Here is a 23,176-nt window from a genome sequence, read left to right as displayed (position 1 = left end):
TTCTTGGCCGCCGCCACTCAAGGGGAACAACGGATCGCACTACTTGTTGAGCACTTCATCGAGATTCAATAACGTGCTACAGAGCATCGTCCAAGCCGCGGTTTCGGCTGATGACGTTCCCACTAATTTTTCAGCAGCTTGCGGCTGGTCGGCGTAATGCAGCAGCAGATCTTCCACCAATCCTGCTAATTCGTTTGTCTCCTGCGGCGAGGGCGGTCGCAGGGTCACTCGCTGAAACACCCATTGGATTTTCTCGTCGAGGGTTGGCAATTCCGTTTGCTCGGCGACTTGCTTGCCCAACTGCTTGGCCGACTCGAGGAATTGAGTCTCATTCATCAGCAACAGCGCCTGAAGAGGCGTGTTGGTTCGCTCACGGCGGGCAATACACGATTCGCGGCTCGGTGCGTCGAAGGTGGAGAATTGCGGAGGGGCACTCGTCCGCTTCCAAAACGTATAAACGCTGCGGCGATAAATCTTGTTGCCCTCATCGGCCTTGAAGCGAACGGTATTGCTGCCCGAATATCCGACCGCCAACCACAGTCCATCGGGTTGCGGTGGCTTCACGCTGGGGCCTCCCATTTGATCAACCAACAAGCCCGACAAGGCAAGCGATTGATCTCGCAGCATTTCGCCATCGAGCCGGAATCGCGGCCCGCGAGCCAATAAACGATTGCCGGGGTCTAGTTTTTGATGGATCGGCTCGGATCGCGCCGAACGTTGGTAGGCGTCACTCATCACGATCGACTTCATCAATCGTTTGATGTCCCAGCCTTGCTCGCGAAAATCGACCGCCAACCAATCGAGCAAATCGGGATGGCTCGGTTGTTGGCCTTGGCTACCAAAATCTTCGCTCGTTTTGACAATCCCCGTGCCAAACACTTGTTGCCAAAATCGATTCACCGCAACCCGTGACGTCAATGGATGCTCGTCGGCCAACAGCCACTTTGCCAACCCCAGTCGATCCTTGGGATCGGACTCGTCCATCGGCGGCAAAAACGCAGGCGTCGCCCGCGGCACCGCCGCGCCAAGTTGGTCATAGGCGCCGCGCAGCATGATGTGAGCTTGACGCGGTGTTTCAAGTTCTTTCCAAATCAGCGTCGAAGGGAATTCACTGCGTATTTTTTCCGCCGCAGCCATCATCCCTTTTTCTTGATCGACGAGCACCAACCAATCGGGATGCGAGCAATAGACGCTACGATAATATTTCCGCAGCGCGTCGCGATCTGCCGGTAAGCGATCCGCTGGAGGTGTCTTGACCAAGGCGGCGAGCGACGGCGAAACCTCCACCACCGGCGATCGATAGGCAAACGAAATCAGCGACGGTCCGTCGTGATTGACGACCTTGATGTAGAGTTCGTTGTCGCCCGCTTTGAGATCCAATTCCAGCTCTTTCCCCAATGGATCGAGTTCTTGGGCACCTTGCGAAATCCCGATCTGCTTGCCGTTGAGGTAGACGACATGGCCATCGCTCGTCCCCAGCAATAACGTGATCTTTTGAGCCGTGGGTGACGTAACGGTTTGATGCAACAGATTCACACTGCCCTGATCCGCAACCGTGGCGAGTGTGTTGACAACCACTTCGGATAGGTCGTCACGTTGCTGCCACTCGAAGTTGCGATCTTCGTACAGGAATGTTTCCTTGGCATCGAACGCGGCGGCTTGGGATGCGAACGTTTGTTCGTAGCTCAGTTCGGTCGTGGCCACCGGAAAGGGGCCCACACTATGAATCGGGCCGCGCTGAACCCGATGCGACTCGGGCGTGGACGGCATCGTTGTGGACAACGAGAAACGCACGGCGCGAAATTGGTGCTGGGCAAACTGTGATTGATACTTCAACTGTACCCGCAATTTCGCTGCGGCGGTTTCACTGAATAACGTGCCAAGATCAAACCATGCCGTTCGCGATCCGGTTTGCTGATGTCCACCAATGGCCCAGCCTTCGCTCGGCGTGAGTTTGCCATCAATGGCGTATTTCACAGCGAACGATCCACCGGGTTGTTCGATGTCCGCGATCGCAGCACGGATCGGCACTGGGATCCATTGCGTGGGATCATCGCCGTGCTGCATTTCCACTACGATTTCACTGAGCACGGCGTTGCCGTTGGAAGCCAATCCGGCACGTTGCTCTGGAGTATCGGTTAGCACTTCCAAACGCAACGCTTTCCAGGGTTCGTTGGCAGGCAGCGGCATCTCAATTGTCGTGGTGTCTTTCGCGGCGACCTTACCAGCGACTTCAACGGCTTGATCCTCGCGAATCCGCATCTCGACATTCGCTTCGGAGGTTGCCGTCGCAGGCGTCAACTGCGTCCACTCCGATTTCGGAGTTGTGCCCAAACTGCTTTCCCAAATCAGCTGAGCTTGGTCGACCGTTTCCAGCGGCCCTTCCATTTGCTGACGGATCTCTTTGATCGCCTGATCAAACTCAGCGACCTCTTTCAATTGTTCGGGCGTTCCCACTTGGATCGAGGGTGGCGAATCTTTGATGTTTCCATCCATCGCCTTGCCATCGAGGCTGTTGAAAAATGCGGAGAGGGAATAGTAGTCGGCTGCCGTGATTGGATCAAATTTGTGGTCATGGCAAACGCTGCATCCGGTGGTTAGCCCTAAGAAGATTGTTCCAAAGGCATCGGTGCGGTCGATCACGTTGCGAGCAAACACTTCCTCGACGATCGATCCGCCTTCATTGGTGGACACGTTCAAGCGGTTGAAACCACTCGCGATTTTTTGCGAAACGGTCGCCTCGGGAAGCAAGTCACCGGCGAGTTGCTCGGTGATGAATTGGTCCATCGGCATGTTCTCGTTGAACGCATCGATCACCCAATCGCGATACAGCCACATTTCGCGGAAATTATCCAGATGCAAACCATGGGTGTCACCATATCGAACTAGGTCCAACCAGTAGCGTGCCATGTGTTCGCCGTAGTGATGCGATTGCAGCAATCGGTCGACCAAACGCTCGTAGGCCTCCGCAGACGTGTCGTTCAAGAACTGTTCGGCGTCACGCTGCGAAGGAGGCAACCCGGTCAAATCCAAGCTGACGCGTCGCAACAAGGTCCGCCGATCCGCAGCGGCATTGGGTGGCAATCCGATGCGGCGTAGCTCGGCATCGATAAACGCATCGATCGCTTCGGTCGCCGATGGCATGGCGACTGCGGGGACGCTCTTTTTCTGTGGCGTTTCAAAGGCCCAGTGTTCCCCATAGGTCGCGCCCTGGGCGACCCATTGTTTCAAAATTTCGATTTGGGCCTGGCTAAGCGGTTTGCCAAACTTGGGTGGCGGCATCAACGTGTCCGCATCGTCGGACAGAATCCGCGAGATCAATTCGCTCTGGTCGACCTGTTCCGGTTGGACGACGCTCAAAACGCCTACGGAGGCATCCAAACGCAAATCCGCTTCGCGATGCTCTTCATCGGGACCATGACAAGCGAAACAATGGTCCGACAAAATCGGACGCACATCCCGACCAAAGTCAACCGGTTGGGCGGGAACGTTTGCAGCAAACGCGACAACGAACGCCCAACCAACGACGTAGCGAAGGTGGATCATGGTGCTCATGGAAGATTTTCCTGGCGGGGGGCCAAACGATCGTCGCTTAGACTGAATCCGGAATCAGGCGAGAGTTTCATTGTATCGTGAATGTACCCGAATCCAAAGCTGAAAGCACTCTCGAGCTCGGCTCGGCGAGTTCCATCGTGCGGTTTGTAGCGGCTAGCAACCGACCGAGTTGTGCTCGCGTTGGGGTTCTAAGGCGTGGCGTCCTGTGGGGGGTGGATCGGCTCCGCGTCGGGGTCACGCTCGCACCGTCCCCAACCGCCGCCGCCCGGCGTTTCGATTCTTAACCGCTCTCCGGCGTTTACCTCTCTAGTGATCGCCCAGGGCAGCGTTTCGGTCGTTCCAGCGGAAATTAGCGTGTTTTTGCCCACCTCGCCTGACTCACCCCCGGCCACTCCGTACGGGGAACGCGTCCGCCGTCCGGTGATCAGCGACAGCGTTAACGGTTTCAAAAACTCGAATTCGCGGATGATGCCGTCGCCGCCGCAATGCGTTCCCGCACCTCCGCTGCCGCGGCGAATCGCAAAGCATCGCACTCGCAGCGGCAAGCGACTCTCCATCACCTCGGGATCCGTAATCCGTGTGTTGGTCATGTGAGTATGCACCGCATCGGCGCCGCGATGATCCGAGGTCGCTCCGGATCCGCCTCCGATCGTTTCATAAAAACCGAACGTTTCGTCGCCGATCAAGACATTGTTCATCGTCCCTTGTGAAGCGGCGGCAACCCCGAGCGCCCCCAACAACACATCGACCACGCGTTGGCTGGTTTCCACATTCCCGGCGACCACGGCGGCGCATTGGGCTGGGTCGTCATGGGCCGGTGGATTTAGCAGCCCACCGGGGACGACCAAATCAATGTCGCGCAACACGCCATCGCACAGCGGTAAATTCGATCCGGAAACCATCCGCACCACGTACAACACCGCGGCCGTCACAATCGCCTGGGTCGCATTGAACCCAAACGGGTGCACCGCCGCCGTGCCTGTGAAATCGATCCTCAGCCGGTCGCTGGAGCGTTCAAGCACAACCGAAATCAGGGTGCCATCATCAAGCGAATCGGTAAACGACATCGGTTCGCTGGGAAGGGTGTCGATCCACCGCTGCGCGGTATCGCCGGCCACTTCCAATAACCGCTGCATGTAGTGATCGATCTGAGCTACCGAATATGTCCGTGCCATCTCGACGAGTGAGCGAACCCCCTCCTCCCCCGCAGCTCGTTGGGCGGCGAGATCGGCCAAGTTCTCCGCTGCATTGCGTGACGGATAACGTCCACTTTGTAGCAATGTCTGCAATTCATGCTCGTAGTGAACGCCGTGACGCACCATGGCAAAATCTCGAATCAAGACTCCTTCTTCGGCCAACGAGGTCGCATCCGGAGGCATTGAGCCGGGCGTCCGCCCTCCGATCTCGGCATGATGGGCTCGCGAAGCGACAAAGAAATCGGGGCGGCCTCGACTCGCCTCGGGATCACAAAACACAGGGGTCACCGCGGTAATGTCCGGAAGATGGGAGCCTCCGGAAAACGGATCATTGCTCAGATAACAGTCGCCCGGTGACATCCTCGGGAAGACACTCATCAAATGACGCACGGTATGACCCATCGCTCCCAAATGCACGGGCACGTGCGGAGCATTGGCGATCAAAGAGCCGTCGCCACGAAAGATTGCACAGCTGTAATCGCGGCGTTCTTTCACGTTCACGCTAACCGCCGTGCGGCGCAGCACCTCACCCATTGAATCGGCAATCCCTTGCAATCGTCGCGCGACCACCTCGAGTAGTACCGCCTCGTTCTCGTTCTCGTTCTCAGACTCAGACTCAGACTCAGACGTGGTCTCGGAATTGGTTCCTCCCTCGGATTGGCGTTTCAGTTGGATCGTCCCTCCGGCCAATACCGAGCCGGTCCAGCCGGGTTCCACGACTAACGTGGAATCGTCGCTAATCACCATCGTCGGCGCGATGAGGATATCGCCCTCCTTCAGCTCCGAGCGTTCGATCCGACCCCCAGCGTCCCAATGTTTTCCCGACTCGCTCGTTTTCAAACCATGTGGTTTCGTGTGCGAGTCCTTGCTAAGCGACGTCGGGGGGGACAATGTTGCTTCGCAGCGAATCGCGACCAACTCGAGCGGCCGAGATGGTTGGTTGTACCCAAAGGTCTGCAGATGCTTGGCGTGAAAACGTTCGGCAAGCGAGGGGAGCGTTTGATTACCGAGGGAGCTATCGTCGTGCGGTCCGTAGGGGATCGGCAATGACGATTCCGTGCCACGGTATCGCACGTCGCATTCAAACGAATACCCCATCGGCAATCCGTCGATGTTTTCGGCTGCAAGCTGATCACGAGCTTCGCTGCGCAGCGTTTCGACAATCGGAGCGATCCACGCCGATGATGCGGTGTCCAGTTCGGCATAGACTCCGCGAGTCACCACGCGACCGATATCGGCCAGCCCCATTCCAAGTGCACTGAGCATGCTGGCATCGGGATGATCCACGATTCGTTTCATCTGCAACGCATCGGCAACGCGACACAGGTGCTGGCCCGCGGCGCCCCCAAATCCGACCAGTGACATTTGTCGTACATCGTTGCCTTCGGCCGTGCTAACGGTGCGAACCGCTTCGGCCATGTGCGTGACCGCAATCTGAAGAAATCCTTCGGCGATGGATTCCAGGGTCGGGAATTCAACGCTCTTGGGAAGCCGCTCGGCCACCTGCTCGATCCTCCGCTGCGCCGCCGATTCGTCCAACGGGAAAGGGAACCGATCGGCGGGTAAGCGTCCCAGCAACAGATTGACATCCGTGATCGTCAGCGGCCCGCCACGACCATAACACGCGGGCCCGGGATCCGCGCCCGCACTCGCCGGGCCCACCACCATCCGTCCGTCCACAGAATCGCAGATCGAACCTCCACCTGCGGCGACCGTGCGAATGTCCATCATTGGCGTCAGCACGCGGAGTCCCGCGACGCGTGACTCGTAGCATCGTCCGACGCGTCCTGTGAACCGGCTGACATCGGTGCTCGTTCCCCCCATGTCCAATCCGATTGCCGAGGTGGATCCCACCGACTTGGCAACATGCCCGAGGGCGACGACGCCTCCGGCCGGCCCCGATAAAACGCTATCGCGACCGCGAAATTCGTCGGCGGTTACCAGATTGCCGCCACTGGTCATCATCCGTAATCGACATCGATCTTGACCCCCGAATTGTTGCCAAACGCGACCGACGTATGCCGCTAAAATGGGGTTCAAGTAAGCGTCAAGGGTTGTCGTTTCGGCCCGTGAAACCAGTTTGATTAGTGGCGCGACTTCGCTCGATCGACTGATTTGCTCAAACCCCAACTCACGGGCCACACGCTCGATGTGACGCTCATGCGTGTCATCGACATGAGCGTGCATCAAACAAATCGCCAACGAAGAATCACGTGACGCTTTGGTTTGTAACAATCTCGCACGCAATATTGTCTCGTCGAGGGGCAACAGGACGTGGCCGTTGGCGTCGATGCGCTCACGCACTTCGATCACGTGTTCGGTCAGTGGTGTCGGTTTTTCAATCGCCAAGGCAAACAATTCGGGGCGATCCTGCTCTCCGATCCGCAGCACGTCCGCGAAGCCCTCGGTCACCAACAACGTGGTGTTGGCCCCCGTGCGAGTCAGCAGGGCGTTGGTGCCTCGTGTGGTTCCCAAGCGAACCGAAAGGGCCGGCAAGGGGGCGCGCAATTTGCAGCCCAGCAACAAGCGAGTTGCCAAAACCGGGGCTTCCAAATCAGCGTCGAATTCCAGTACCAACGAATCGTCGCCGCTTTCCATCGCCACGTCTCGATCGGGCTGGATCGATTGCTCAGCGAGATTGAGCGTAATGCGATTGCGTTTCGCATCAAATCCGACGACGTTCCCGAGCACGATCGCGGTGGCATCCCTTTGCAATAACGAAACCTGAGCTCCGTTCCAAAAATCATCTGGCAGCGAAAGGGCACCCGCATGACTCTCAAGATGATACTGATTGAGCGTTCCGCTGGATCGACGGGCACTCACCCGGACCTTGCCACTGCTCAGTACTTTCGTTGCTCGACGCACTCCTTGTTGGACGACAAAGCAATCGGTAAACGTGCCGCCAACATCGGCCCAAACTTCGGTGAGGTGCATCAAACTTAATGGGCTGGGGGGGGATTCGTGGGTGGTAGGTAGGGCGTTGTCGCTTTGGGATTGTCGATCGCTTGGCGGGTCAGCAACAAGTATCCCACCGCAAACAACAGCATGGTCAAGGGGGTGGTCACGAGTTGGCCGACGTAACAGGCCGCCGAGCCTGCCATCGACAAGACCGTTGCAATGATGACGACCAACGCCGAGGTCAATTTGTTGCTCAAGGTGATCTTGCAACCGATGCGAAGCGATTCGAGTGCGGAGGCCTTCCCATCGCTGACGACAAAAATCCAAGGCCAAAGCAACCACTGAGCGACCAGGGTCAAGGCAAATCCCGCAATCGATGCGAGGATCATCAAGATGGCGACGAGCGGTTCGGCACCATCGATCAAAGCCACGCCCACAATGACCGCGCCCCCCAGCAAACTAACCAACCCCAACCCCAGTAACAAAACCAGCATGCCCCCAATAAAACGCAGCACTAGATTCATCGGAGGTAAAAGCAGAGACAACGGCGACGGTTCATTACGAGCGACCGCCAGCGAAACCCGTGTAAATCCGACCGTGGTGTAGCAGCTAACCAGAATCAGGACGGGTAGCAACAGCAGAATCGCAAGGCCCGCCATGGCGTCACCGATTGCGTTGACCGCAACCGAGATAAGCAAGAACGGGATCCCGATTAACGCTAATAGGACCCCCAAAATGATCAACGTCGCCAAGATCAACGGCGACCAACGTGCTGTGAAGATGGCGAGCGTGGGAGAGACAATGTCTTCGATCGGACGCTGGACAATTTCAATTTCGCCCATCCGCGTCACTGGGGCCTCGGCAAAGGAAGTCGCCTGGTACGGATTGACCGTTTTGCCACCGGAGTATCCCGTCGTTTCACTCGATTTCGATATCGGAGCCTGAAAGGGATGTTCGTTATCGTCCGATGCGAGCGGGGGATTGGGGCCCGGTGGTACAGGCGGCGCCGCAGCGGGGGTGGTGTCGTTGTGATCACCCGCTGTCTCACCGGTCCGAAAAGTCGCGTTGCAAGCCGGGCATTTCGCCAATCGCCCGATCGCATCAGCGGGCAATTCAAGTTCGCGGCCACACGCGGGGCAGGGTTGACGATGCAGGCTCATAACTCACTCGACGCAATCGGAACAAAGCATAAGACTGGCTCATTACAAGGACTCCCGTGTCGCGATGCAACCGTGCGGGCATGTTTTCCGACGTTTCGTAAAAGTCGGGACCGACTTTGAATTCGCCATCGGCAGCCGAAGACGCTCAAGCAACGGCCAGCTAAACTGGATTGTTGGCGCTCGCCGAAACTTCCCTCGACTGCTATTTTGATACGTTGACGGTTGGAGATCCGGCAGCGGTTGAGACGGCCGTCGCGCGCACAACCGACCGGTAACCACTCCCCCATTCCTCATCCCAAGTGACCTGCTTCGTTGTCAGAGAACCTCCAATCCGATTCGATCCTGGGTGCGGACGGCAGCATTTCTCGGCGTCTCAAGAATTTCACGCCACGACCTGAACAATTGGCGATGGCACGCGACGTCGAAAAGGCCCTTCGCAGCGAGCAACATTTGATCGCTGAAGCGGGGACGGGCACCGGCAAAAGTTTTGCGTATCTTGTGCCCGCGATTTTGTACGCCACCGAAAACCAAGGGGAACCCGAAAAGCCGATACAGGATGTCGAAGACGAAAACGAAACTGGACGTAAACGACGGATCCTGATTTCAACGCACACGATCAGTTTGCAAGAACAACTGATCAACAAAGACATTCCGCTACTCAACAGCGTGATTGCTCGCGAATTTTCCTCGGTGCTGGTCAAAGGCCGCTCGAACTATTTGTCGCTGCGGCGGATGAATCGCGCGGCGGCGAAAATGACGTCGCTGTTAGCCAACGAAATTCAATACGAACAAGTTCGTGGCGTCATGAAATGGGCCGAAGTGACCAACGATGGTTCGCTCTCGACACTACCGAATCGTCCCGACTCTGCGGTTTGGGACGAAATGAAGAGTGATACCGGCAACTGTCTCGGCCGCAAATGTCCCCACTTCAAAGACTGCTTCTACTTCAAAGCACGTCGACGCGCGGCCAATGCGGAATTGATGGTCGTCAATCACGCCATGTTCTTTAGCGACTTGGCACTGCGGCAGCAGGGCGTTTCGATTCTGCCCGACTATGACGCGGTGATCCTCGACGAATGTCACACGATCGAAGCGGTCGCCGGCGACCATCTTGGTATCCGTTTGACCAGCGGCCAATTTGATTACTTGTTCGACAAACTCTACAACGACCGCACGCAAAAAGGGTTGCTGGTCGAAAAGAATTTAATGGGGCTGCAGAAACAACTCGAACGCTGCCGCTTTGCCGCGACGAACCTGTTCGCCGACATTCTCGATTGGTGGGAAAACTCTGGTACCCGTAACGGTCGCGTGATGCATCCCGGTGTGGTTGATAACCGTGCCAGCCAACCGATGGAAGCATTGGCGCAAGCCCTGTTGCAACAAGCGGAGGGCCAGAAGGATGAATCCGAGAAAAAGGATTTTGAATCGGCCCATGATCGCATGATGGCGCTCGCCGGAGGACTACGACAATGGGTCAATCACGACCTGGACGGCGCGGTCTATTGGCTCGAACGTAGCGGTTCACGCCGCGGTCTCGACCGCGTCACCTTGGCCGCTTCGCCCATCGATGTCGGAGCGACACTGCGCGAACACCTCTTTCAAAGCAAAATGATTCGCAGTGTGGTGATGACCAGCGCTACATTGGCCACCGGCAACGACGACAAATTCAACTTCTATCGCTCGCGGATCGGCTTGACGGGCGGATTGTCGTTGCGCGTCGGCAGCCCGTTTGATTATAAAGAACAAGCAAAACTTGTCGTCGTTCGCGGGTTGCCTGACCCGTCCAAAGAACGGGCCGAATTCGAGAAAGCAATTCCGGCGCAAATCAAACGCTTCGTCCGCCACTCCGACGGTCACGCGTTTGTGTTGTTCACCAGCTACGATTTGTTAAAGCGTTGTGCAACGGCGTTGACGCCTTGGTTGGCCGAAAACGACCTGCTGCTCTACAGCCAAGCGGGAACTCAAAACCGAACGCAATTGTTGGACGCCTTTCGCCGAAACCCCAAAGGAGTGCTCTTTGGCACCGATAGTTTTTGGCAGGGAGTCGATGTTCCCGGCGAAGCGCTGACCAATGTGATCATCACCAAATTGCCGTTTTCCGTGCCCGACCATCCGCTGTTGGAAGCCAAATTGGAAGCGATTCGAGCGGGCGGGCGCAATCCGTTTAACGACTACCAATTGCCCGAAGCGATCATCAAGTTCCGGCAAGGCTTCGGACGCTTGATCCGGACCCAGCAAGACAAAGGGATGGTCGTGGTGTTGGATCCACGCTTGGAAAGCAAGCCCTACGGGCGCGCGTTCTTGCAAGCGCTGCCCGAGATGCCGGTCACCATTACGTCCGCGAAAACGCAGTAGGCAACCGCCTATTTCACGTTACCTACTTCACGCCGCATAACGACACTTCCATTCCCAGCGATTGGGCTGCAACCGCCTTGGCTTTCATCGCCGTATCGGCATCGGCTGCGGAATGGGCGTAAGCGACTTGGATATGATTCGCCTTGTGCCTCGCCATCATTTGATCTCGCGATACCCCGTGCAGCACCGCGTGCATGATCGGCCACTGAGGCGTCGTTGCATCCCAACGCCGCTGAGTCTCATCGATCGGCAACGCGATCGATGATGCGCGGCCGAGATCCATTTTCAATCGTCCGTCTGCAACGTACACTCGCGACCAAACCACTTCGCCGGGGCGAGAGATGCCACGAATCGTGCTGCCGCCGGACGGGAAATACATCGGCGGTTGACGGAACCCTTCTGCATCGGCCCAACCGTTCTCGAAATGCGACGCGGGAACCGCGCCGCTGATTTCCAAGACCCAAACCTCGTCATCGACCGTGCCGCTGGCGTCGCGATCGGACCAACGCAAATCGTGCAGCGTGTTCTCAACCGGTTGGCCAAGCGCCCGATGAACTCGATCGGTGAGCAAGCCATCGAGCCCCGCGCACTCATCGACTTCATTGAAATGCGGCAACGGGCGGCCGGCGAACAGTTCACGTGATCCGTCACGCGACATCACTGGCGGACGCACCGAGTCGTTTAGCATCCCTTCGACGAGATCACTCGCGGGCAATAAATCCTTCAATCCTTGTTGGTACTGAATCCCGATCGCATCGCAACCAAAATCGTCTGCGATCCGCATCGCCGCAATGTACATTCGGCACTGGTCCAAAATTTGGGCGTCGGTGAGGTCGGTGTCGTGATTCGACCCCGTGTGGAACTTCATCCCTTTCGCGTCCAACCAATCACGCACTTGTTGTGCCTCGCGGTCAGTCGTTTGTCGAGTTTCGAAATAGAGCGCCGATTGGCTCAGCCGCTCTTTAAAGACGCCCAAGGGATTCAAAAGCGAATCGGGAATGATCGCATTGAACATGCCCATGCACCCTTCATCAAACACGCCGAGGATCGCTTTGTTTTGCCGCAGTTCCGTGGCGATCTGTTCGCCGACGTGCCGGGCTTGTTCGGGGACATCGGCGGCATCAAACGGAGCGGCATGCGAGGTGTCGTGAGACACCCCGGCGCCGTCGAGCCAGCGTTTGAGGTTGGTAAGAAACGCTTCATCGGAAAACGTTTCGCTCCACAGGGAGTCGTATCGGATGCCTGCCTTGGTGAGTGAACCGTTCAAGTTCAACAGTCCCACTAAACCGGGCCATTGGCCCGACCAATTGGCGACCGTCAAAATGGGGCCGCGATGAGACATCAAACCGGCCAGCAGATGATGCGAGTACTGCCAAACGGCCTCGGCAACGATCAGCGGCGTCTCAGGATCGAGAGTCTTGAAAATTTCGATCCCCTCACGCTGCGACGCGATGAAACCATGTCCGCGGTCGGGATCAAATTGGTGTCCACGCACCACCGAATGCCCCAATTGCTCGACCGCAGCGATGAGTCGTGTTTCCATTTCCGCTTGCGCAGCCCAGCAAACTTGATTGGCCGATTGGCGAAGGTCTCCCGAGGCCACCAAGGTGATCGGAGTGCGGGAGGATTGCGATGCGTTCATGGCCGGACCTGATGATTTTAGTTGCGCGTGATGTCTCGAATTTTGGCGATATTCTACCCAACTGCGAATGCGTAACAACGACGACGCGACGCTGATATTTCGCAGCGACGATGATGGATTTCAAGCAAACCAGCAGGGATGGATCCCCAGCACCTCAGGAATCCACTCTCTTGGATAATGGAAGCGCCCCCTCGAGCAAGACGGAGTCGTGCGCCAACACTACGACTACACTCGTGGCGACACGTGGTGTCGATGTGATGGCGCTCGCGTTTCCAGCTTCATTGCAAGCGATGCATGTGAAACACCGTAAAAACACGCGTTTATCGGTGTTTTCTGGATGTGAAACTCGTTTGGCACGATAGCTGCGATAAAGTTTTTTCGAAAGCCGCTCGTCAGTTGGCTGCACCCCCTCCATGAAGGAATTCAAAATGACAACTCTTTTCCAAACTCTTGCGGCATGCGGATTGGTCATCGTGGCGTTTTCTACATCAGCCTCAGCCGATACCTACCATCACGTGGATCAATTGGCGCTGCAAATCGATCGGCAAGCGAAGCAGATCCTCAGCGAGAGTCGCCATTACCGCCATACACCGGAGTACTCGCACTTGGTTGCAGACGCTCGCGAGATGTCGGAATTAGCAGATCACATGCATGAAGTCGCCCACCATCGCGGCAGCCTTGCACATTTGGAGTCCGATTTGGCCAAGCTCGATGCTCAGTTTCATCATTTGGAGTCGCTGATTGATCAGATCGAGCGACGCTCGGCCCGCGGGCGTGGCCATATTCACGGCAACACTGCACACGTGAAGAGGTTGTTGCATTCGATTGAAGACAACATTCATCATTTGCAAGCGGACCTACGGTCGTTGCGAACGCCGCGGTACTCGGTCCAACCCTACACTTCCGCTCGCCCGGTAATCGGGACCCCGTACTGGAGCGGGTACGGCGCGCGTCCTCACAGCAGTGGCTTTGGGCACGCTCGAGGGCATCATGATCAACACGCCGGTGAGCATCATGGACGCAGTCGTGGCATCACAATTGGGGGCGGCAGCTCCCGATTCACGATCCGTTTCTAATGCCCTATTCCGCAAGCCCAATGGCATGACATGTCCATGGCCCGCATCGAAACGGTGCGGGCCATGTTTCGTTGGAACCGACTTGGTTCGGTGCACCCCCTTCATCGCGGCTTACTCGCTATGCTGACGAAGCCCTTGGAATTAAAGTCGTACAAGCAAATCCGGGGGCAATACCCACTTTTTAATCGCCCACGACAACGCGCGGTTGGTGTCAAAGTGAAGCAAGCAACGTTTGCCGTCTTCTGCTGCACTCGTGAAAGTTCCTCGCGCATCCCAACCATGAAACACTGCATTCTTTCGATCATGATGTTTGCGGTGGTACTGGGCGTCCGTGGCACCAATGCAGAGGCACTTGACGCGGCCGTTTGGGCAATTCCGCTGGCCGGAAACGCCTATCGTACTGCTCCGGCCCCCGGCAATGGTGGATTCCAACGCGATGGTTCGGTCGTCTGGAGCGATCCCCAAGAGGTCTATTCCGTTTTCGTTCACATCGATCGTGCGGCCGTGATTGAGCTTTCGTTCACGGCTCGCGTCCCGCAAGGTCGCTCGAGCATTACGACCACCGTCGGTCAAACCGTTCATACGACTACCATCGAGGGCAGCGAGTTGCAGCCCCATCAAGTGGGACGGTTCGAAGTGGTCCAAAGCGGCTACGTCCGCGTCGACATTCAAGGCGTCAAACGAGAAGGCCAAAGCTACGCTCAAATCGATCAGATGCTCGTTTCGTCGCACACCGAGGGGATGACGCTCGATTACGTGAAGAGCAACGATGGCAATCTGTTTTATTGGGGGCGTCGCGGGCCGTCGGTCCATCTTCGCTACGAAGTCCCGCCGCAAACCGATCTACAATACGCGTACAGCGAACTCACCGTGCCGCAGGGGCAAGACCCCATCGGCTCTTACTTTATGGCCAACGGCTTCGCTCAGGGATACTTCGGGATCCAGGTCAACGGTCCCGAGGAGCGACGCGTGCTGTTCTCGGTTTGGAGTCCGTTCAAGACCGACAATCCCCAAGACATTCCCGAAGACCAGCAAATCAAAGCCTTGGCCAAAGGTCCCGGCGTGCACATCGGCGAGTTCGGCAACGAAGGATCGGGCGGCCAAAGTTATTTGGTTTATCCGTGGCAAGCCGGGCGTACGTACCGGTTTCTCACGGAGGTGCGCCCTGATGGAAAAGGAAACACGATCTATACGTCTTGGTTCGGCGAACGAGCAAACGATTCCTGGCGTCTGATTGCCAGCTTCGAGCGACCGAAGACCAACACTCACCTGAGTGGCTTTCATTCCTTTCTGGAAAACTTCAACCCTGTGATGGGACATCTCCAGCAGCGAGTTCTGTATGGCAACGTAAGGGTACGTGGCGTCGACACGCGGTGGTATTCATGCACCACAGCTCGGTTTTCGGTTGATCCGACCGGGGGCGGACGCCATCGACTCGATTTTGCCGGCGGGGTTGAAGGCGAGCATTTCTATCTGCATAACGGTGGGTTCATCCGCCAAACCGGCAAACCCGGCGAAACGTTTACGCGTAAATCATCCGCCGACGAGCGCCCCGCGATTGATTTTGACTCGCTCCCTCGCGGTTGATTGTCGCGAGTGGTTTCCTTAGAGCAATTTTAAAATTGACGTAGGACTTCAGCCGTAGCTGCGTTCGCAAGAGCGCGGTCCACCGCAAGGGCGACACGAGCGATATCGAAATTGAAAATGCTCTAGTGCAACCGGGGGGCGGCGCCGACGATGCGGCTCCGAGTTGCAGTTCAGTTCATCTCGCGTGATTTTCGTTTGGCCCGTTGCTGATCGCGGAATCGCTTCTTGCGTTTGGCATCGTTCGCCTGGGACGCTTCCGCTTTGGCGGCGACGTCGGCAACGGTTCTCGCTTTCTCACGCTCCATCATTTCCGGAGTTTCGAGGGTGAAACGACCGAGTCCCCCCGATCTCAGTTCAAGGACCAGGATCCGCGAGGCGCGATCGATGTCCACAAGATTGCCCTTGCCCAGACAACCTCGCTTGCGGCCGATCGCTTCGATCAGCTCCAGATCGGTTGCTGGAATCGAAGGCAAATCGAAACGCTCGCTCAGACGCTCGGGGTAGTGCGCTGCCATGTAGCGAGCGGCAAAGAAACCAATGTCGGCGTAATCGATTGCGGTCTCTTTGATGGAGCCGATCAGGGCCAAACGGTAGCCGCTATCCACATTGTGAACGTTAGGCCAAAGCACCCCGGGGGTGTCGACCAGCGTGACGCTGTCGCCAATGTGGACCCGTTGTTGTTGCTTGGTGATCGCCGGCGTGTTTCCGGTCTTAGCAATCTTTCGGCCCGCCAAATAATTGATGATGGTCGATTTGCCAACGTTAGGAATGCCCACGATCATGGCGTCGATCGTCTTGCCTTCACGGTGGGGCACCATGCGAGCCGCGATGTGTTTGAGTTTCATGATCGTGGGAACGTCTTCGCTGGTGACCGCCTGGGCACGGACACCGACGGTTTGCTCGAAGTAGGCTTGCCAAGTCGCGGTCATGGCGTCATCGGCAAGGTCGCTCTTCGCCAAAACCTTTAAACAAGGCTTGTCGCCACGCAGTTCGGCCAGCATGGGATTCTCGCTTGAGTACGGAATCCGCGCATCCAAGACTTCGATGACCACGTCCACTTTGGGAAGCCCCGCTTGCATTTCAAGCCGAGCTTTGTGCATGTGTCCTGGGAACCACTGAATTGACATAAGATTGTCGGTGAATCGAGAAAGAGGAGCGAACTTGAATGTTTGGGGGTGGGCATCGGCGGTCAAGCACGGGGCATACCCCTTCGCTGGCGAAGGTGCCGCGGAGCGAGACGGGATGTCTCGCCCTCGTTGCAAGCTGACACGAATTCTCCGCACCACGCTTAGTTTCACCGGTCAACCTCACCCTGCTAACCCCCGTTTGGCTTCATTAGCGACCTTTTCACGAATTTGATCGCGTTTCCCCCCCATCAATTGTGTCCCCAATCGGTCGGGGGCATGCGGCGAATCGGTATCGCTTCGACGTGCCGCGAAGGCAAAATCACGCTCGCAGTTGCGGGACTACGAAGCGGTTTGGATGGGGAATATAGGTTTGGCTTGCGTCTTGCCGCGTACGGAAATCAATTCACCGTCGATCCACGAACCGGGGTTGCCAGGAGTCAATTCGGTTGTAATTGCTCCTGCTGAAACTGACTTGCGCACTCGGGGCACACCGTGTAATGCAATCCCGGAACGGTTTGCGTTTCATACATTTGCAACTTGATCGCAATGTTTTCCATCTCTAACCATCCCGAGGGCTCGATCAGAGTTCGTTTGCAAAAACTGCACATGGTCAGAAAGGCCTTCGTCCGCGGCTGACTAGGCTCAAAGACCGAGAGGTGACGTTGAGGCAGGGCGCGAATCAGAGCGCTTTCATACCGCAATCCGCCGTTGGCCGCTCGGTTGATCGTCAATTGCATGTAACGCTGAAGAACCGGTGAGTCGCAGCGAAAGGGGATCGTGATCGGAGTCCCAGACATACGCACCCAGTTGTGAATCTCCTTGTACAGCGTTCGCGTGGGTTCGTCGACGATGAATTCCCAGAGGGACTTACCCACGACCGTCAGTTCGTTGAGTTCGGCTGAGTGGTTTTCTTTTGCGAACGCGAGCCACCAGTCGTTGATGCAAACGATCACGTCTTTCTGGTCCACACAATAGCGATAAATCGGTTTGGATAGCGGGACCATGGTGTTGCTACCTTTATTTTGTGGGGAGCTGGTAACACGGTGGATACCGTGATCCTAACACGCGGGCACGCCCAATGCTAATTTCCTTTGGCGGCTCGTGGCTCGTTGGTTTGTCACGAGAAGAAACGGTTTTGCTGTGATCCCTCCGCCCGTGAAGCGGTTACAATGTTTCATTCACGCATCACCCTTGCTATCACTCCATGGTGTCACCGGAATCTTAATATGCATTTGTCACGTCGAAGATGGCTCCACGCGGCAACGGGAACGTTGGCCGTCGCCGCGTTCTCTGTCCCCGAAGCGATCGTCCCCGCAGCGGTCGCAGAAGAATCATCCGCCGACGATCTCACCGTGATTGCCTACAATGTCTATCAATGCAGGGGGTGGCCCTCGCAACGCCGCGGGGCGATGGATGCCAAAGCGGCTGGGGAGATGCCCGAGCGATTCGCCGCTGCGTTGTCTCCGCTGAATGCAGATGTCGTTGTCTTTTCCGAATCGCCAAGCGAGTCGATTACGACGGCGATAGCGGAGAAATTAAATAGGCACGTGATCCGTTTTCCAAGTGGCGGCAATTGGCCCGGCACGCTGCTTTCCCGCTGGGAGATCATCGATTCGGCGAACGCGCCGGTCGCGGGCGGCACGCGTCCCCAAGATCTGTTCACGCGGCATTGGGGGCGTGCCACCCTGCGGCGCCCTGATGGCAGCGAGTTGATCGTGCATTCGGCGCACCTGATGCCGGGGGCAGATCCGGGGGTTCGCATTCGCGAAATCAACGCCATGCTAGAGTCGATGAAGCCCGATCTCGATGCGGGGCGAGACCTGTTGTTGATGGGCGACCTGAACCACGCCCCAGACACGGCGGAGTACCAGGCGTGGATCGACGCTGGTTTGGTTGATACGTTTGAGCGAGTTGGCCAGGGGGATGGTTTGACGTTTAAGTCCGACACTCCCATGCGCCGCATCGACTATGTCTTTGCTGCGGGGCCGATCGCTGATCGCATTGCGGAATCCAAACCGTTGTTCACATCCCCGTTCCGGTTGGAGAATGACAACGAGGCATCATTCGCACTCAGCGATCACCTGCCGCAACTTGCTACGTTCCAACTTTCCCACTGAAACCATCGTTCCGGATGTGCAACAAATCATGGATCCAATCGAATCATTTCTTGCCGCAAAAACGTATGCGGTCGCCGGTGCGTCGGCGCGGCAGCATAAGTACGGCAACAAGGTCTTTCGCGCGCTACTGGCTTCGGAGCGTGAAACCTACCCGCTAAACCCGATCAGCGAAGAGATCGAAGGGCATGCGGCCTACCCCACGATCGCGGAGCTACCGATCGTTCCCGAAGCGCTCTCGGTGATCACGCCGCCGCAGGTGACTCGCCGCGTCGTCGCCGATGCGATCGCCGCGGGCGTGAAACATATTTGGATGCAACCGGGGGCGGAGGATGCCCAAGCGAGCCAAGCGGCTCGCGACGCCGGGTTGAATGTCATTGATGACGGCAGCTGCGTGCTGGTGCTGCTCGCTCGAGGCTGATTGAGACCAAATTGTGCTTACTCGGCCAACATCTTGGTCAAGGTGGGCTCGATCGACTCGGCCCAAATCGTGTAGCCCTGTTCGCTCAAATGCAACAAGTCGGGCATGATTTCCTTCGATAGTGTTCCTTGGTCACCAAGGAAGTTATCGCCGATGTCCAGGTATGTGACGTTATCGTCGGAGGCCAACTCCGCCACGATCGCATTGCTCCGCTCGTTCACTTGACGTCGTGCGTCCGAGGGATCCGCGCCGCGTGGGAACGTTCCCAGCAAAAGAATCTTGGTTTGGGGCGTTTTCTGCTGCAGTTGACGAACGATTGCTGTCACTCCTTCGGCAATTTCTTCGGGTGAGTTGCCACCCGAATTATTGGTGCCGATCATGATCACGGCAGCCTTGGGGGCGATTCCTTCGAGATTGCCATTATCCAAACGCCAGATCACGTGCTGAGTCCGGTCACCGCCGATGCCAAGATTCACGGCGTTGCGCTCGCCATAGTATTTGGCCCAGACGTTTTTACCCGCCCCTTCCCAGCCTTGGGTGATTGAATCGCCAATGAAGACCAGGTCCACGTTGCCTTGTTTGACGCGGGTGTTCATCGCCTCGTGACGTTTCATCCAGCCTCCCGCGCGAGGGACCGGTTTGATGGCATCATGAACGGTGGCGGTTTGCTGTGCGGAGGCCGTGGTCGTGAGGACGGCGACGACAACAAGCGAAGCGATCAGGGATCGAAGACGCAAAAGCATGGTGGGGTTCTCTAGCGTTGATGGATTGTAATGGGACACGAAGCCCCCATCTTAATTGCCAAGCAGCGGGTAGGGAATCAGGACGGACCGCCACACCGAGCGAGTATTGCTGATTCGAGGCGGGACGCGTGCCGGGGCGCGGCGAGTCGCCTCCAACAACTTCCCCCTCGCCCTCGCCCTCGCCCTCGCCCTCGCCCGGGTGGCAAGCTTTGACGCTAATCGGGATTAATCCAGCTGTGAGCGACGTGTCTGTTGTGAGGATTGGATTTGTTGCAAGGATCGCAAGGATCGTGGGCCGATGTCATTTTGGTAGGGTTCGTGTGTCCCCCATGGATCGAGGCAAGCCACGCAACATGAAACGAATTTCGATGTCCCTGTTGATGCGATTTTACAAACGCCGCGTCTTGTCAGCTCTGCTCGCTGTATCGATGTTGGCTCACCACGCCTCTGCGACCGATGTCACGGTGACCAACACGGCCGATTCCGGCGCCGGATCACTGCGCGCGGCAATTGGCAATGCCGCCGAGGGAGACCGGATCGTTTTCGATATCCCAGGCGCCTCGCCGTCCACGATTATCTTGCTCAGCAATCTGCCAACGATCGCTAGTGGGGTGACCTTCGACAATCCAGTAGCCTCGCCCATCACCCTTGATCGAAATGGCTTCGGCCCGCTGAGGTATGCCGCTAGCAGCATGATCGACCCGGGCACCTTAGTTCTCGAAACGTCGGGGGCTCCATCGGTGGATACGGATCTCGATGCTCCCACTGGAACCACCGTGTTTGGTGCGAGAGCCGTAACGGGAAACTTGATGGTTGCGGGAACGCTGGCTCCAGGGGCCGCGGCGACGCCCGGCAGCATCGGCACATTCAAGGTCACCGGTGATTTAGATCTGACCGATTCGAATGTCGAGCTGGATATTTCCTCGAGTTCCACTTCCAGCGACTTGATCGACGTGGACGGAACTCTGACGGTGACCGATGCGACATTGACGCCCAATTTTATTGGTGGGCAATTCAAGCTAGGCGATAACTTCAAGGTATTCGAATCGACAACCCCGATTGTGGGAGGGTTCGAAAACCAGAGCGACACGTTTGCGCTGCCTAATCAACCGTTTTTGCAGGCCATCACGGACGCGTCGGTTTCGGGTGAATTCACATTTCTGATCCAAGACAATGGCATGAACTTCACCGACGTGGTGTCGGGCAGCAACCAAACGGCCGCCGCCGCGCTGCTCGATCGAGTGCGTGCGGACACGCCAACGCCTTCGCCGTCGATCGAGGCTAAGAATGCAGCGGATGCCCTGCGAAACGGCACCACGGATCAAGCGGTGATGGCGATTGATCAATTGTCAGGTTCCATTTATCCCTCCTTGATCGGAGCCGAGATCCACCACATTCAAAACAACGTCGAATCGGTCCGCGACCGGATCGCGATGCAGTTTGGTTTCGACTCCGACACGCTGGAGCGGGCACCTTGGGCACGCGTGTATGGAGTCACGGGGGAAGTGGACGCAGATGAATACGAAACCCTCGGTTACCGACATCGGATCGGAGGGATGGAGCTCGGTGCGGGCGTGGCGGGCAACAACGGGCTGAGCGCCCACACCTTTGCCCATTTAGCCACCGCAAATCTCGACATACACGGTGTCGATCAGCATGCCGACATCGATTCGTATCGAATGGGAGGGGCGGTTGAATACGTTGGCCCGCGGTTTTATGTGCTGGGCGCGGCGGGTGCGGGAATTCAAAATTATGAAGTTCGCCGCTCGTTGTCCGCGCTGACGGACTCGCCGTTTGCGGAAAGTTCGTTTGATGGTTCCGCCCAGTATGGGTATGTGGAATTGGGGACCCTCGTGCCCGGACTCGCCATGCTGTGGACGCCGTACGTTGCCCTGCACTCGACCCGAGTGGAGCTCGATTCGATTCGCGAGACGGGTGACACCACGTTTGCCTTGATCAACGAGGGAGGTGCCGGAGATTCGCTTCGCAGCGCTCTGGGGCTTTCTTTAGCCCAATCGGGTCTCACACCCCTGGGCATCGCAACGACTCGCATTCGGTTCGGATGGATGCATGAGTATTTGGACGAATCGGAGGCCTTTGTTTCCGCAATCGCTAACGATGGCACGCCGACCGAATCGCTCACCGACCGCGGTGTTCAAGCGGGTAGCGATTTTGGATTTGCACGGGTCCAAGTCGACATGGGGCATTTGTTCGGCGGCCAGTTCTCGGTCGCCTATGTAGGGCAAGCCAACCGCGATTCCTTCTACAATTCGTTGCTGGCCGGAATCCGCTGGATCCTTTGATCGCCAATCAAACGCACTGCAGAGGCAGGCCATCCGCCGAGTCGTTGGTTTTCAACACGCGAATCCGCCTCGATCGAAGCCAAAAAACTGGCAAATTTCCCAGATTGTTCCAGGATATTTTTTCCAAGCCTGTGCGAGCCGCCGTGGGGTGAGCGTCCCGCTGAATTGCAACGATGTTGCGATCCCGATGGATTCGAGTTTATCACCGAAAATGAGGATGAAAATTTCATCGATTTGGTTTTGAATTGATTCTCGGCCGCAACGATCCAATCGAAAACTTCGAGAGCTTCTTTCAGATAGGTCGCAGGGCCGGTTCCCACCGGCCCATTACAAACTGGCCGGTGGAGACCAGGCCCTACATCGCGACATGCGTCAGTATTGAAGTTGCGCTTTTGTCGGTTTTCCTGGGAAATCATAACTCGACGCGTAAGCGAGGGACCGCGTCAAAAGCGATCTTCACTCGCTTACGCGTCGGGTTACCCAAGAAATCGAAACTTCAAAGCGCGTACGCGACGGACCTATCAAAAAATCCCTCGCTTAGGCGTCGGGTTATGATTTTGACTGTGAACATCATTCAAAATGCGTAACACGCAGTTGAATAAACGGTTAGTGCATTTTTGCTTGATCGGATGCAAAATCCTGCCTAGCAGCGCGCCGCCCACGAATGAAACGCTATGGAACAGCGATGTTATGGAACAGCGATTCGGTGCGCGCACGAAAAAACCCACTCAGGCTGGCGACGGGCCTGAGTGGGTCTTCGTTTGATATTTGGTGATGACACAGATCCGAAGATCTGATTTCTGTTGAGTGGTTGAAAGGGCATTTTCACAAATTAGATGAGATTAGTAAACCAATCCCATCCATTTCTAAATTCCTTAGAAAGGAGGTGATCCAGCCGCAGGTTCCCCTACGGCTACCTTGTTACGACTTAGTCCCAATTGTCGAGCTGACCTTCGGCACCTGCCTCCCTTGCGGGTTAGCTTGGTGACTTCGGGCCCT

At 56.8% G+C, this 23,176-nt stretch carries 13 protein-coding genes and 1 rRNA gene; 6 read left to right on the top strand and 8 right to left on the bottom strand.

From position 1 onward, the window contains the following. Window positions 1-39: 39 nt before the first annotated feature. From Pla52o_RS25235 to Pla52o_RS25225, 3 genes are all read right to left on the bottom strand, one after another. Window positions 40-3,555 carry a PSD1 and planctomycete cytochrome C domain-containing protein gene (locus tag Pla52o_RS25235; protein ID WP_231612650.1) on the bottom strand — a complete coding sequence of 1,172 codons (3,516 nt, stop codon included), beginning with the start codon at window positions 3,553-3,555 and terminating at the stop codon, window positions 40-42. A 188-nt stretch (window positions 3,556-3,743) separates the two neighbouring features. Further along, window positions 3,744-7,685: a hydantoinase B/oxoprolinase family protein gene (locus Pla52o_RS25230; RefSeq protein WP_146597419.1), complete on the bottom strand. Its 3,942-nt coding sequence runs from the start codon at window positions 7,683-7,685 to the stop codon at window positions 3,744-3,746. Window positions 7,686-7,690: 5 nt separating this feature from the next. Next, window positions 7,691-8,809, bottom strand: a complete 1,119-nt coding sequence (locus Pla52o_RS25225; protein WP_146597418.1) for a hypothetical protein — start codon at window positions 8,807-8,809, stop codon at window positions 7,691-7,693. Between the two features lie 312 nt (window positions 8,810-9,121). On the opposite strand from Pla52o_RS25225, the gene Pla52o_RS25220 reads away from it, so the two are divergent. Then, complete coding sequence (locus tag Pla52o_RS25220; RefSeq protein ID WP_146597417.1) at window positions 9,122-11,164, top strand: ATP-dependent DNA helicase; 2,043 nt, start codon at window positions 9,122-9,124, stop codon at window positions 11,162-11,164. A 22-nt stretch (window positions 11,165-11,186) separates the two neighbouring features. Here the strand turns inward: Pla52o_RS25220 and Pla52o_RS25215 are convergent, their stop codons facing one another. Continuing rightward, window positions 11,187-12,806 (bottom strand): L-fucose/L-arabinose isomerase family protein, encoded by a 1,620-nt coding sequence (locus Pla52o_RS25215; protein ID WP_146597416.1) that lies wholly within the window; start codon window positions 12,804-12,806, stop codon window positions 11,187-11,189. A 428-nt stretch (window positions 12,807-13,234) separates the two neighbouring features. On the opposite strand from Pla52o_RS25215, the gene Pla52o_RS25210 reads away from it, so the two are divergent. Further along, the gene (locus tag Pla52o_RS25210) at window positions 13,235-13,882 is read left to right on the top strand and encodes a hypothetical protein (RefSeq protein WP_146597415.1); all 648 of its coding nucleotides are present in this window, start codon (window positions 13,235-13,237) and stop codon (window positions 13,880-13,882) included. Window positions 13,883-14,161: 279 nt separating this feature from the next. Further along, window positions 14,162-15,469 (top strand): DUF3472 domain-containing protein, encoded by a 1,308-nt coding sequence (locus tag Pla52o_RS25205; RefSeq protein WP_231612649.1) that lies wholly within the window; start codon window positions 14,162-14,164, stop codon window positions 15,467-15,469. A 170-nt stretch (window positions 15,470-15,639) separates the two neighbouring features. Here the strand turns inward: Pla52o_RS25205 and ylqF are convergent, their stop codons facing one another. Together ylqF and Pla52o_RS25195 are read right to left on the bottom strand one after the other, a co-directional pair. Continuing rightward, window positions 15,640-16,596, bottom strand: coding sequence for a ribosome biogenesis GTPase YlqF (gene ylqF, locus Pla52o_RS25200; protein ID WP_146597414.1), 957 nt, complete (start codon window positions 16,594-16,596; stop codon window positions 15,640-15,642). A 437-nt stretch (window positions 16,597-17,033) separates the two neighbouring features. Beyond that, window positions 17,034-17,600 carry a hypothetical protein gene (locus Pla52o_RS25195; RefSeq protein WP_146597413.1) on the bottom strand — a complete coding sequence of 189 codons (567 nt, stop codon included), beginning with the start codon at window positions 17,598-17,600 and terminating at the stop codon, window positions 17,034-17,036. 222 nt (window positions 17,601-17,822) lie between these two features. Between Pla52o_RS25195 and Pla52o_RS25190 the strand changes: the two genes are divergently transcribed. Then, window positions 17,823-18,713: an endonuclease/exonuclease/phosphatase family protein gene (locus Pla52o_RS25190; RefSeq protein WP_231612648.1), complete on the top strand. Its 891-nt coding sequence runs from the start codon at window positions 17,823-17,825 to the stop codon at window positions 18,711-18,713. 28 nt (window positions 18,714-18,741) lie between these two features. Further along, complete coding sequence (locus Pla52o_RS25185; RefSeq protein ID WP_146597411.1) at window positions 18,742-19,131, top strand: CoA-binding protein; 390 nt, start codon at window positions 18,742-18,744, stop codon at window positions 19,129-19,131. 17 nt (window positions 19,132-19,148) lie between these two features. Here Pla52o_RS25185 and Pla52o_RS25180 read toward each other — a convergent pair whose 3' ends face one another. Next, a complete protein-coding gene (locus Pla52o_RS25180; RefSeq protein WP_146597410.1) occupies window positions 19,149-19,874 on the bottom strand; it encodes a platelet-activating factor acetylhydrolase IB subunit in 726 nt (241 codons plus the stop codon). Window positions 19,875-20,227: 353 nt separating this feature from the next. Between Pla52o_RS25180 and Pla52o_RS25175 the strand changes: the two genes are divergently transcribed. Next, a complete protein-coding gene (locus Pla52o_RS25175) occupies window positions 20,228-22,177 on the top strand; it encodes an autotransporter outer membrane beta-barrel domain-containing protein (protein WP_197169518.1) in 1,950 nt (649 codons plus the stop codon). An 879-nt stretch (window positions 22,178-23,056) separates the two neighbouring features. Here Pla52o_RS25175 and Pla52o_RS25170 read toward each other — a convergent pair. Beyond that, window positions 23,057-23,176, bottom strand: a 16S ribosomal RNA gene (locus Pla52o_RS25170); the annotation flags it as partial.

Origin of the sequence: Novipirellula galeiformis, assembly GCF_007860095.1 — a bacterium.
In the GTDB taxonomy this organism is placed as follows: Bacteria; Planctomycetota; Planctomycetia; order Pirellulales; family Pirellulaceae; genus Novipirellula; species Novipirellula galeiformis.
This window is presented reverse-complemented; position numbering and strand designations above follow the sequence as displayed.

Coding starts and splice junctions, on each gene's coding strand:
- Pla52o_RS25205 (WP_231612649.1), top strand. CDS start 14,162: ATGAAACACTGCATTCTTTCGATCATGATGTTTGCGGTGGTACTGGGC.
- Pla52o_RS25210 (WP_146597415.1), top strand. CDS start 13,235: ATGACAACTCTTTTCCAAACTCTTGCGGCATGCGGATTGGTCATCGTG.
- ylqF (WP_146597414.1), bottom strand. CDS start 16,596: ATGTCAATTCAGTGGTTCCCAGGACACATGCACAAAGCTCGGCTTGAA.
- Pla52o_RS25190 (WP_231612648.1), top strand. CDS start 17,823: ATGCATTTGTCACGTCGAAGATGGCTCCACGCGGCAACGGGAACGTTG.
- Pla52o_RS25235 (WP_231612650.1), bottom strand. CDS start 3,555: ATGAGCACCATGATCCACCTTCGCTACGTCGTTGGTTGGGCGTTCGTT.
- Pla52o_RS25195 (WP_146597413.1), bottom strand. CDS start 17,600: ATGGTCCCGCTATCCAAACCGATTTATCGCTATTGTGTGGACCAGAAA.
- Pla52o_RS25215 (WP_146597416.1), bottom strand. CDS start 12,806: ATGAACGCATCGCAATCCTCCCGCACTCCGATCACCTTGGTGGCCTCG.
- Pla52o_RS25175 (WP_197169518.1), top strand. CDS start 20,228: ATGAAACGAATTTCGATGTCCCTGTTGATGCGATTTTACAAACGCCGC.
- Pla52o_RS25230 (WP_146597419.1), bottom strand. CDS start 7,685: ATGCACCTCACCGAAGTTTGGGCCGATGTTGGCGGCACGTTTACCGAT.
- Pla52o_RS25225 (WP_146597418.1), bottom strand. CDS start 8,809: ATGAGCCTGCATCGTCAACCCTGCCCCGCGTGTGGCCGCGAACTTGAA.
- Pla52o_RS25185 (WP_146597411.1), top strand. CDS start 18,742: ATGGATCCAATCGAATCATTTCTTGCCGCAAAAACGTATGCGGTCGCC.
- Pla52o_RS25180 (WP_146597410.1), bottom strand. CDS start 19,874: ATGCTTTTGCGTCTTCGATCCCTGATCGCTTCGCTTGTTGTCGTCGCC.